Genomic DNA, 11,415 nt, shown 5'->3' on the forward strand with positions numbered 1-11,415 from the left:
TTGGATCGCTCACCGGGCGCACCACCACCTGCTCTGGCCGCCAGGGAAAGTCCGCCAAGTTCTCTGCGATCGTCTTGCCGGTGACGGTGATGCAATCGCCGTGCAGCAACCCACCATCCAGTAATGCCCGCATGATCAGCGGCACCCCGCCGACATCGGCCAAGTCCTTCATCACGTACTGCCCGGCGGGCTTCAGGTCGGCAATATAAGGGGTCGAGCGGAAGATCTCGGCAACGTCGTGAAGGTCAAAGGCAATGCCCGCCTCGTGCGCCAGGGCCGGCAGGTGCAGGGCACCGTTGGTGGACCCGCCCGAGCAGGCGACCACCCGTGCTGCGTTCTCGAGCGACTTCAGGGTCACGATGTCGCGCGGGCGGATCCGGCTCGCCAGCAGGGCCATCACCGCCTCGCCGGACCGCTCCGCCCAGGCGTCGCGCGCCTCGTATGGCGCCGGCGTGCCGGCCGAGCCCGGCAGGGCCAAGCCGATCGCCTCGGACACGCAGGCCATGGTGTTGGCGGTGAACTGCCCGCCGCAGGAGCCGGCCGACGGGCAGGCGACCCGTTCGAGCTCGTCCAGGTCGGCATCGCTGATGGCACCCACGGCATGCTTGCCGACCGCCTCGAACACGTCCTGCACGGTGACGTCGCGTCCCCGGTAGCGACCAGGCAGGATCGAGCCGCCATACATGAACACCGACGGGACGTTCAGGCGGACCATCGCCATCATCAGCCCGGGCAGCGACTTGTCACAGCCGGCGAGGCCCACCAGCGCGTCATAGGCATGGCCGCGCACGGTGAGCTCGGTAGAATCCGCGATCACCTCGCGGGACACCAGGGAGGACTTCATGCCCTGGTGGCCCATGGCGATCCCGTCGGTAACGGTGATCGTGGTGAACTCGCGCGGCGTACCGCCGGCCTTGGCGACCCCACGCTTGACGGCCTGGGCTTGGCGGCCCAGCGCGATGTTGCAGGGTGCGGCCTCGTTCCAGGTGGTGACCACCCCCACGAACGGCTTGCCGATATCGTCTGCGGTCAGGCCCATCGCATAGTAGTAGGAACGGTGCGGTGCCCGCTGCGGGCCGCTCGTGGAGTAGCGCGACGGCAGGTCCGACTTGTTGAAGATCGTCACGCGCGCCACGGCGGCCGCCTCCTCTCGCACCGGCCGGGACATGCGCCGGCCTGCCCTTCGGTCATGTTGCCAGGACGATAGTCGTAGCACCCGCGCGTGGCCAGCCGGGACGGTGCGGCATGCAGGCGAAAGCGCCACGGCTTGTTCCATGACGCCGGCGGTGCGACTTCACCTCCATGGAACTTGTCCATGACCTGGCGCCCCGGCCGCCGATCTCGCTGCGCAAGATCGTGCAGCGGGCGTTCACCCGCTTCATCTACGACGATGGGCTGACCCATGCGGCGGCGATCGCGTTCGACACGCTGTTCGCCCTGGTGCCGTTCCTGATCTTCCTGCTCACCCTGGCCGGCTGGATCGGCCAGAGCGAAGCCGCCACCCGGTCGATCGACCTGGCGCTCACCCTGCTGCCGGCTGAGGTCGCCGGCTGGGTGAAGCCGCTGATCAACGAGGTCCGCGGGGCGGCGCACCCGACCATACTCACCGTGTCGATGATCGGCACGCTCTGGGTGGCGTCCAGCGCGATCGAGGCGGTACGCAATGCACTGAACCGTATCTTCGACGCCACAGTCAGCGCCAAAGAATGGCCGATGCGGCGCCTGCAGGGTCTGCTGCTGACCTGCTTTGCCGGGGTCTGCGCCATAGCACTCACCACCATGACCCTGATCCTGCCTCTGGGCCTCCAGATCGCGGCACGGCTCCTGCACGACCCCGAGCTGACGCGGATGGTGGGCGCCTGGTCCACCCATCTGGCCGGCATCGTCATCCTGTTCTCGGTGTCCCTGACCCTGTTCCGGCTCCTGCCCGGCCGGAAGATCCCGCTGACCCGGCTGGCGACCGGGGCGATGTTCGTCGCCGTCTCGTGGAACGCGTTCGTGTTCGGCTTCTCCTACTACATGCGCAACATCAGCAGCATGAGCGTGACCTATGGCAGCCTCGGCGGCGTCATGGTGACGATGTTCTTCTTCTGGCTCTCGGCGGTCATCTTCCTTCTGGGCGCCCAGCTCGCCGCCGCCGTCGACCGGGCCAGTACGCCCAGCCCTCTTTCGGCCCCGCTGGTGCACGGTTAAGAACCGCTCCACCCAGCGCTTTTATCCATCGGAGATCTCTGCTCATGAGCGCTACCAAGCCCGCCTCGGCCGGGCCGTTGTTCGCCGGCAAGCGCGGCCTGATCATGGGCATCGCCAACGACCGCTCGCTGGCCTGGGGCATCGCAGCGGCGGTCGCGGCGCACGGTGCCGAACTAGCCGTGACCTACCAAGGTGAAGCCCTGAAGAAGCGGGTGGTGCCGCTTGCCGAGAAGCTGGGTGCCCCGTTGGTCCTGCCGGCCGACGTCACCGACTCCGCCTCGATGGACGCGCTGTTCACAAGCATCCAGGATCAGTGGGGCCGGCTCGACTTCGTGGTCCACGCGATCGCCTACTCCGACAAGGAGGAGCTGAAGGGCCGCTACGTCGACACGAGCTTCGAGAACTTCCAGAACACCATGAACGTCTCGGTTTTCAGCTTCACCGACCTCGCTCGGCGCGCGGCCCCGCTGATGACCGAGGGTGGCTCTCTGCTGACACTCACCTATCTGGGGGCAGAGCGGGTGGTGCCCCACTACAATGTGATGGGCGTGGCCAAGGCGGCGCTGGAAGCCTCGGTACGCTTTTTGGCGGTGGACCTGGGCGGCCAGCGCATCCGGGTCAACGCCATCTCGGCCGGGCCGGTCAAGACGCTCGCCGCATCGGGCATCGGCGACTTCCGCTACATCCTGAAGTGGAACGAATACAATGCGCCGCTCAAGCGCAACACGACCATCGAGGACGTGGGCGGGGCCGCAGTGTACCTGCTGTCCGATCTGGGTGCCGGCACCACCGGTGAAGTGTTGCATGTCGACAGCGGCTACCACGTCGTCGGCATGAAGGCGGCCGACGCGCCCGACATATCGGTCGTCTGAGGCCATCCGGGCGGAACCACACAGCCAGGTACGAGCTTTCCTCCTACGTGCCTCGAATGCCAGGCCCGCCCATTCGGGCTTGGCTCCATCATCGATCGCTTGGCTGCCGAACCGGCAGGGAGGAGGAAGCCCGTGGACCGCAGAACTTGGTACATCATCATCGCGGTGATCATCGTGATCCTGTTGGCATGGATCTTCTGGCCCAGGACCGCGACCACGCCGGTGGCGCCCGAGGCCACGCCGCCTGCCACCACGGACCCGGCGACGCCGCCTGCCGGTGGCACGACCACGCCTTGACCTGAGCGGCCTGCCCCGGCCGGCCCCAGCGATCGGGGTCCGGCCGGGCAGTGCCCCCTTGACCGCTCCCCGGCGTTCCGCGCACCTGCCGCCGGCATCGGCGCGGCGGGGCTTGGGGAGCCATGGCAGGCAGCAGTTTCGGCGAACTCTTCCGCTTCACCACCTGGGGCGAGAGCCACGGGCCGGCGATCGGCTGCGTGGTCGACGGGGTGCCGTCGCTTCTGCCGCTCACCGAGGCGGACATCCAGGTCTGGCTGGACCGGCGCCGGCCGGGTCAGTCGAAGTTCACCACCCAGCGCCAGGAGCCCGACCAGGTCGAGATCCTGTCCGGCGTGTTCGAGGGCCGGACCACCGGCACGCCGATCCAGCTCCTGATCCGCAACCAGGACCAGCGGTCCAGGGACTATGGCGACATCCAGGACAAGTATCGTCCTGGCCACGCCGACTACGCCTATGACAAGAAATACGGCATCCGCGACTATCGCGGCGGCGGCCGGTCCTCCGCGCGCGAGACGGCGTCGCGGGTCGCCGCGGGTGCCGTCGCGCGCAAGGTGCTGGGCGACGCGGTGCGGATCCGCGGCTGCCTCGTGCAGATGGGGCCGGACCGGATCGACCGGGTGCGGTTCGACGACGCGGAGATCGACCGCAACCCGTTCTACTGCCCCGACCCCGAGGCGGCTGCGCGCTGGGCGGAGCAGTTGGCCGCGATCCGCAAGGCCGGCTCGTCGGTGGGTGCGGTGATCGAGGTGACCGCCAGCGGCGTGCCGGCCGGCCTGGGCGAGCCGGTTTACGACAAGCTCGACGCCGACCTCGCGAAGGCGATGATGAGCATTAATGCGGTCAAGGCGGTGGAGATCGGCGACGGTTTCGCCGCGGCTGCCCTCAGCGGCGAGGCCAATGCCGACGAGATGCGCATGGGCAATGACGGCCCGCGTTTTCTGTCCAACCATGCCGGCGGGATCCTGGGCGGGATCTCCACCGGCCAGGACGTGGTGGTGCGCTTCGCGGTGAAGCCCACCTCCTCGATCCTCACCCCCAGGCGCACGATCGACCGGTCCGGCAACGAGACCGAGATCCTGACCAAGGGCCGCCACGACCCTTGCGTCGGCATCCGGGCGGTGCCGGTGGGCGAAGCGATGATGGCGGTGGTGCTGGCCGACCACCTGCTCCGCCAGCGCGGGATCTACGGCCTCCGGTAGAGCGTCCCGGAGCCCGCTCGCCTGGGGCCGGCTCAGCCGCCGGTGACGCTCATGTGCCGCGCCACCGCCGGGGCCTTGCGCCGCCGGTCGATGATGAAGTCGTGCCCCTTGGGCTTGCGGGCGATGCCGTCGCGGATCGCCTGCTCCAGGGCTTGGTTGCCCTCCGAGGAGCGCAGCGGCGTGCGCAGGTCGACCGCGTCCTCCTGGCCCAGGCACATGTACATGGTGCCCGTGCAGGTCACCCGGACCCGGTTGCAGCTCTCGCAGAAATTATGGGTCATGGGCGTGATGAAGCCGAGCCTGCCCCCGGTCTCGGCGACCCGGACATAGCGGGCGGGCCCGCCCGTGCGGTAGTCCAGGTCCTCCAGCGTCCAGCGCCGCTCCAGCCGGGCGCGCACCAGCGAGAGCGGCAGGTACTGGTCGGTGCGGTCGCCGTCGATGTCGCCCAGCGGCATGGTCTCGATGAGCGTCAGGTCGAAGCCGCGCTCGCCGCACCACTCGACCATCCGGTCGATCTCGTCCTCGTTGACCCCTTTGAGCGCCACCGCGTTGATCTTGACCGCCAGGCCCGCCGCCTTGGCCGCCTCGATCCCGCCCATCACCTGGGCGAAGCGCCCCCAGCGGGTGATCGCCTGGAACCGCTCGGGATCGAGCGTGTCGAGCGAGACGTTGACCCGCCGGACCCCGGCCTCGACCAGGCCTTCGGCGTGCTTGGCGAGCTGGCTGCCATTGGTGGTGACGGTCAGCTCGTCGAGGGCACCAGTGCGCAGGTGCCGGCCGACCTGGCGGATCAGCCACATCACGTCCCGCCGGACCAGGGGCTCGCCGCCGGTCAGCCGGAGCTTGCGCACGCCCATCTCCACCAGCGTGCTGCACAGCCGGTCGAGCTCCTCCAGGGTCAGTAGCTCCGCCTTGGGCAGGAACGTCATGTTCTCCGCCATGCAATAGACGCAGCGGAAGTCGCATCGGTCGGTCACCGAGACGCGCACGTAGGTGATCTTGCGCGCAAACGGATCGATCAGCATCGCTTGTCCTGCATCAGGGCGGACCCCTTTGGCTGCGGGGCCGCTGGTAAGCGGCCGGGGGCCTGTCTATGCTCCGCCCCTAGAACTTAGGCACTCAGGTGCCGGAAGTGAACCGGCTCCACCGGTGGTGCCGAAACAACAGGCAGTTGCCGCCGCGCCCGACCGGGCGCCCCGCAGGGAAATCGGACCTCCGCCATGGCCAGACCTGCCCTGCCCAAGCTGGCATTCGTCGCCGCCGCCACGCCCGAGGCCGAAGCCGCCATGGAGGTGCTGACGCGGCGCTGGCCGCCCGTCCATTTCGACGACGCCGAGATCGTGGTGGCGCTCGGCGGCGACGGCTTCATGCTGGAAACGCTGCACGGCCAGATGAAGCGCGGCGTGCCGATCTACGGCATGAACCTCGGTACCGTCGGCTTCCTCCTGAACGCGTTCGGCATCGACGATCTGGCCGAGCGCCTGGCCGGTGCGCGCGAGGTGGTGCTCCATCCGCTGCGGATGGAGGCGATGGCCGCGGATGGCAGCCGGGTGTCCGGCATGGCGATCAACGAGGTGTCGATCTATCGGGAGACCCGGCAGGCGGCCAGGCTCGCCATCGAGATCGACGGGGTGGTCCGCCTGCCCGAGCTGGTATGTGATGGCGTGCTGGTCGCCACGCCCGCCGGCAGCACCGCCTACAACCTGTCGGCCCATGGGCCGATCCTGCCGCTGGGTGCCAACCTCCTGGCAGTCACGCCGATCAGCCCGTTCCGCCCGCGCCGCTGGCGCGGAGCGCTCCTGCCCAACGAGGCGCGCTTCACGATTCGGGTACTGGACCCCATCAAGCGGCCGGCCAGTGCCGTCGCCGACTATACCGAGGTCCGCGACGTCAAGACCGTGGAGATCTGGGAGGACCGCAGCATCGAGCTGCGCCTGCTGTTCGATCCCGAGCACCATTTGGAAGAGCGGATCCTCAAGGAACAGTTCGTGCCCTGAGGGGCGGATCGGGTGCGGGCGACGGCGTTCGTCGAAGGCATGGCTGCCGGGCGCGATGAGCCGATTGCGCTTGCCCGCGGCTGGTGTATGAGCGCGCGGCTTTCGCCCATCTGAAAGGCGCCGTACTTGGCCAACCATTCGGCCGCCGCCGCTTCCGGTCAGCATCTCCCGATCGCGCCGAAGCTGCGCGCCAGCCTGGTCCTGGCAGCGCTCGGCGTGGTGTTCGGCGACATCGGCACCAGCCCGCTCTACACGATGCGGGAGGCATTCGGTCACGCCGGCGGCCTCGTGCTGGACGAGCTCCATGTCCTCGGCGTCCTGTCGCTCGTGTTCTGGTCGCTCACCCTGATCGTGGCGCTGAAATACGTCGTCCTGATCATGCGCGCCGACAACAAGGGCGAAGGCGGCGTGCTGGCGCTGGCCGCCCTGGCCCTAGGCAGCGGCGGTGCCCGCGGCGATGCGCGCAAGTTCGTGGTGCTGGCCCTCGCCATGATCGGCGTGGGCCTGTTCTATGGCGACGCGATCATCACCCCCGCCATCTCCGTCCTGTCGGCGGTCGAGGGCCTGCAGACGCTGGACCCGCGGCTGGACGGCTATGTCGTCCCGATCTCCATCCTGATCCTGGTGGCGCTGTTCCTGATCCAGCGCCGGGGCACCGCGATGGTCGGCCGCCTGTTCGGGCCGATCATGCTGGTCTGGTTCAGCGTCCTCGCGGTGCTGGGGCTGGTCCAGATCGTGCAGAGCCCCGACGTGCTGCGCGCGATCTCGCCGGGCTGGGCCATCCTGTTCCTCCGCGAGGAGGGCCTGCATGCCTTCGTGGCGATGGGCTCGGTCGTGCTGTGCGTGACCGGTGCCGAGGCCCTTTATGCCGACATGGGCCATTTCGGCAGCCGGGCGATCCGGATGTCCTGGTTCGGCGCGGTGATGCCCGCTCTGGTGCTCAACTATTTCGGCCAGGGCGCCCTGATCCTCGACCATCCGGAGGTGATCGATTCGCCCTTCTACCACCTGGTGCCGGAGTGGGGCCTGGTCCCGCTCATCCTGCTGGCAACGCTCGCCACGATCGTCGCGAGCCAGGCGGTGATCTCGGGCGTGTTCTCCCTCACCTCGCAGGCCATCCGGCTGGGCTACCTGCCCCGCATGGTGATGCAGCACACGTCCGAGCAGGAGATCGGCCAGATCTACATCCCGCGGATCAACTGGCTGCTGATGGCGGGCGTGCTGGCGCTGGTGGCGGCCTTCGAGAGCTCGTCCGGCCTGGCGGCCGCCTACGGCATCGCGGTGACCAGCGCGATGGGAATCGACGCCATCCTCGCCTGCCTGGTCGCGATCTGGCTGTGGCGCTGGCCCCGGCTCTGGGCGATCCTCCTGTTCGGCAGCCTGCTCTGCCTGGATGCCGCCTATATCGTCGCCAACAGCCTGAAGATCCCGGCGGGTGGCTGGATGCCCCTGCTGATGGCCGGGATCATCTTCTTGATGCTGCGCACCTGGGTCCGCGGCCGGCGCGTCCTGGCCGACCTGCGCACCCAGCAGTCGATGGCGATCGAGCTGTTCATCCGCTCGGTCACCGCCAGCTCGCGCTGCCAGCGGGTCGCCGGCACCGCCGTCGTGCTGTGCAGCGACGTGTCGATCGTGCCGAACACCCTCCTGCACAACCTGAAGCACAACCACGTCCTCCACGAGCAGGTCGTGCTGCTCACCGTGCGCACCGACGACGTGCCGCGCGTGCCGCTGGAGCAGGGCATCAGCGCCCGCCACTTAAGCGACGGCTTCTGGTCGGTGGTGGTGCGCTTCGGCTTCATGGACCGGCCGGACATCCCCGCGGCCCTGCGTGCGGCAGCCGCGGCCGGCCTGACCGTGGACCCGGCGCGCGCCTCCTACTTCCTCGGCCGCGAGACCCTGGTCCCGTCGACCCGCGGCTACCTGCACCCGGTCCAGGAGCGGCTGTTCATCAACATGTCGGCGACCGCCACGGACCCCACGGCCTACTTCAACCTGCCACCCGACCGGGTGATCGAGGTCGGCACCCAGATCGAGATCTGAACCAGGCATCCCCTTCCGTCGGGGCTGGTCCGCATGATGTTCAGCCGGCACGATGGCCCCACCGGCCGGTCCTGGCCGGACAGGCATAGGAGACCATGCAGGTGAGGCTCGAAGGGATCTTCGCGGCGGCGGTGACCGCGGCCACGGCGGACGGCCAGGTGGACCGCGCGCGCACGCGGGCGCATGTGCAGCGCCTTCTGGCAGGCGGCTGCCATGGCGTGGCGCTGTTCGGCACCACGGGCGAGGCGGCGTCGTTCACGATCGCGGAACGCAAGGCGATGCTGGAGGATCTGGTCGGCGCCGGCATCGCGGCCGAGCGGATCCTGCCGGGCGTGGGCCTGTGCGCGCGGGACGACACGCTGACGCTCGCTCGCCATGCCCTGGAGCTCGGCTGCCGGCATCTGCTGATGCTGCCGCCGTTCTTCTACAAGGGCGTGTCGGACGCGGGCGTGACGGCGGCCTTCGCCGAGGTGCTGGAGCGCCTGCCAGCCGAGGCCAGGGTGATCCTCTACCATTTCCCCAAGGTCTCGGCCGTCCCGATCACGCCCGCGGTGGTGACGCCCCTGCGGGAGCGGTTCGGGCCGATGGTCGCCGGCATCAAGGACAGCTCCGCCGACCTGGAGCACACGCTGGGCCTGGTGCGGGCGTTTCCGGATCTCGCTGTGTTCCCGGGCGCCGACCACCATCTGCTGACCGTGCTGCAGGCGGGTGGCGCCGGCTCGATCTCGGCTGCCGCCAACCTGAACGGCGCCGGCAGCCGGAAGGTGTTCGACCTGTTCAAGGCGGGCGATGCGGCCGCGGCCGAGGCGGCGCAGGTCCAGGTCACGGCGGTGCGCAAGGCGGTGGAAGGCGGCCCGCTGATCCCGTCGATCAAGGCCTTGCTGGCGCTCCGGCTGGACGATCCGGAGTGGCGGCGGGTGCGCCCGCCGCTGGTCGAGCTCGCCGATGATTCGGGGCTGGCGGCGGCGAAGGCAGCCCTGGCCAACATAGAAACAAAGGTATAAAGATATTTTTATGCGCTCGGGACGGCGCTTCGTCGCGAACCGGTCAGGACCGGTCGTACCGCGAGAAGCGCCCCCGGCCATTGCTCCGCTATGGAAGCGATAAGTACCAACGCCCTCACGGGACGGGATGATGAGCGACGCCGGCGACGAACTGGACCTTCGCGAGCTCGACGACGACGAGCTGGTCAAGCAGATCCAGGACGATCTCTATGACGGGCTCAAGGACGAGGTCGTCGAGGGCACCAACATCCTGCTGGAGCGGGGCTGGACGCCGTATCGCGTGCTCACCGAGGCGCTGGTCGGCGGCATGACCGTGGTGGGCATCGACTTCCGCGACGGCATCCTGTTCGTGCCCGAGGTGCTGCTCGCCGCCAATGCCATGAAGGCCGGCATGGCGATCCTGCGCCCGCTGCTCGCCGAGACCGGCGCGCCGACGGTCGGCAAGATGGTGGTCGCCACCGTCAAGGGCGACATCCACGACATCGGCAAGAACCTGGTCGGGATGATGATGGAAGGCGCCGGGTTCGAGGTGATCGACCTCGGCATCAACTGCGACGTCGACAAGTTCTTCGCAGCGCTGGACGAGCACAAGCCGGACATCCTCGGCATGTCGGCCCTGCTCACCACCACCATGCCCTACATGAAGGTCGTGATCGACACGCTGATCGAGCGGGGCCGGCGCGACGACTATATCGTGCTGGTGGGCGGCGCACCGCTCAACGAGGCCTTCGCCAAGGCGATCGGTGCCGATGCCTATTGCCGCGATGCCGCGGTGGCGGTCGAGACCGCCAAGGAGTTCATGGCGCGCAAGCACAACCAGCGTGGCCTGGTGAGCTGACGGAGCCGGGCGCAGCCGTGTGCCAGCGGAAGTCCACCTTGATCCTCGCCTGCGGCGCGCTCGCGCGCGAGATCCTGGCGCTGGTCCGCGTGAACGGGCTGGACCATGTGCGGCTGCAATGCCTGCCGGCCCAGCTGCACAACCAGCCGCAGCTCATCCCAGGCGCGGTACGCGACGCTATCGCGCGGCACCGCGCTGACTATGACCGGATCCTGGTCGCCTATGGCGACTGCGGCACCGGTGGGGAGCTGGACCGGGTGCTGGCCGAGGAAGGGGTCCGGCGCATTGAGGGCGCCCACTGCTACGCCTTCTTCGCGGGCTTTGACCGGTTCGAGCAGCTGGCGGAGGAGGAGGTCGGCACGTTCTGGCTGACCGACTTTCTGGCCCGCCAGTTCGACACGCTGGTCTGGCAGGGCCTGGGGCTGGACCGGCATCCGGACCTCCTGCCCCTTTATTTCGGCAACTATCGCCGGATCGTCTATCTCGCTCAGGCCGACGACCCGGTCTGCCTGGAGCGGGCAGAGGCGGCGGCGGCGCGGCTGGGCCTGGAGTTCCGGCATGTCCCGGTGGGCTTCGGGGTGCTGGACGACTTCGTGAAGGCCGCCGCAGGCGGAGAGGATGATGGCGGATCGCATCGTGGTGTTCTGGCGGGACATTCCCGCCCAGGTGATCGTCCGGCAGGGCCGCAAGACGGCCAAGCGGGAACTGCCGGCCCGGTTCTCCGAGGCGATCGACCGGGCGGCGATGCGGGCGAAGCTCACCGGTACCGACGCCTATCTGGAACAGTGGCGCCGGGCCGCGCCGGTCGCCTGCGGCGACGATCTGGAGGCGGAAGCGCAGCGCGCGCATGACGAGCTGGACGCCGCCTACCCGCAGGAGCGTGTCCGCGCGCTCGTGAACAATGGCGGCAACGAGCCCCAGCCGGCCTGACCTGCCGTCCCTTCCCTTTTTGCATCGGACTTGAAGATGACC

Annotated in this window: 11 protein-coding genes and 1 pseudogene; 10 read left to right on the forward strand and 2 right to left on the reverse strand. The window is 68.8% G+C overall.

Going from position 1 to position 11,415, the window contains the following annotated elements; translation table 11 throughout:
• On the reverse strand, window positions 1-1,168 hold a 1,168-nt coding region (locus tag EQG76_RS02140; protein ID WP_235031163.1), incomplete at its 3' end, for a dihydroxy-acid dehydratase domain-containing protein.
• Window positions 1,169-1,302: 134 nt separating this feature from the next.
• Here EQG76_RS02140 and EQG76_RS02145 point away from each other — a divergent pair.
• From EQG76_RS02145 to aroC, 4 genes are all read left to right on the forward strand, one after another.
• The gene (locus EQG76_RS02145) at window positions 1,303-2,193 is read left to right on the forward strand and encodes a YihY/virulence factor BrkB family protein (protein WP_159710187.1); all 891 of its coding nucleotides are present in this window, start codon (window positions 1,303-1,305) and stop codon (window positions 2,191-2,193) included.
• A 44-nt stretch (window positions 2,194-2,237) separates the two neighbouring features.
• Window positions 2,238-3,065 carry an enoyl-ACP reductase FabI gene (gene fabI / locus EQG76_RS02150; protein WP_159710189.1) on the forward strand — a complete coding sequence of 276 codons (828 nt, stop codon included), beginning with the start codon at window positions 2,238-2,240 and terminating at the stop codon, window positions 3,063-3,065.
• Window positions 3,066-3,197: 132 nt separating this feature from the next.
• Entirely contained in the window at window positions 3,198-3,362 is a 165-nt protein-coding gene (locus EQG76_RS31525) for a hypothetical protein (RefSeq protein ID WP_200840491.1), read from the forward strand.
• A gap of 122 nt (window positions 3,363-3,484) precedes the next feature.
• A complete protein-coding gene (gene aroC, locus EQG76_RS02155; protein ID WP_159710191.1) occupies window positions 3,485-4,561 on the forward strand; it encodes a chorismate synthase in 1,077 nt (358 codons plus the stop codon).
• A 32-nt stretch (window positions 4,562-4,593) separates the two neighbouring features.
• On the opposite strand, the gene moaA is transcribed toward aroC, so the two are convergent.
• Window positions 4,594-5,586, reverse strand: a complete 993-nt coding sequence (moaA, locus tag EQG76_RS02160; RefSeq protein WP_159710193.1) for a GTP 3',8-cyclase MoaA — start codon at window positions 5,584-5,586, stop codon at window positions 4,594-4,596.
• Window positions 5,587-5,781: 195 nt separating this feature from the next.
• On the opposite strand from moaA, the gene EQG76_RS02165 reads away from it, so the two are divergent.
• The 6 genes and pseudogenes from EQG76_RS02165 (at window position 5,782) to EQG76_RS33245 (ending at window position 11,373) form a co-directional block, all read left to right on the forward strand.
• Window positions 5,782-6,558, forward strand: a complete 777-nt coding sequence (locus EQG76_RS02165; protein WP_159710195.1) for an NAD kinase — start codon at window positions 5,782-5,784, stop codon at window positions 6,556-6,558.
• A 126-nt stretch (window positions 6,559-6,684) separates the two neighbouring features.
• Complete coding sequence (locus tag EQG76_RS02170) at window positions 6,685-8,601, forward strand: potassium transporter Kup (protein ID WP_235031164.1); 1,917 nt, start codon at window positions 6,685-6,687, stop codon at window positions 8,599-8,601.
• A 101-nt stretch (window positions 8,602-8,702) separates the two neighbouring features.
• The gene (locus EQG76_RS02175) at window positions 8,703-9,605 is read left to right on the forward strand and encodes a dihydrodipicolinate synthase family protein (RefSeq protein WP_159710197.1); all 903 of its coding nucleotides are present in this window, start codon (window positions 8,703-8,705) and stop codon (window positions 9,603-9,605) included.
• A gap of 130 nt (window positions 9,606-9,735) precedes the next feature.
• Window positions 9,736-10,443, forward strand: a complete 708-nt coding sequence (locus tag EQG76_RS02180) for a corrinoid protein (protein WP_159710199.1) — start codon at window positions 9,736-9,738, stop codon at window positions 10,441-10,443.
• A 107-nt stretch (window positions 10,444-10,550) separates the two neighbouring features.
• Window positions 10,551-11,021 (forward strand): annotated as a pseudogene (locus EQG76_RS33240) (DUF1638 domain-containing protein); the annotation flags it as partial.
• Between the two features lie 43 nt (window positions 11,022-11,064).
• A complete protein-coding gene (locus tag EQG76_RS33245; protein ID WP_159710201.1) occupies window positions 11,065-11,373 on the forward strand; it encodes a virulence factor in 309 nt (102 codons plus the stop codon).
• The last annotated feature ends 42 nt before the right edge of the window (window positions 11,374-11,415 follow it).

Origin of the sequence: Geminicoccus flavidas, assembly GCF_009806515.1 — a bacterium.
Lineage (GTDB): Bacteria > Pseudomonadota > Alphaproteobacteria > Geminicoccales > Geminicoccaceae > Geminicoccus > Geminicoccus flavidus.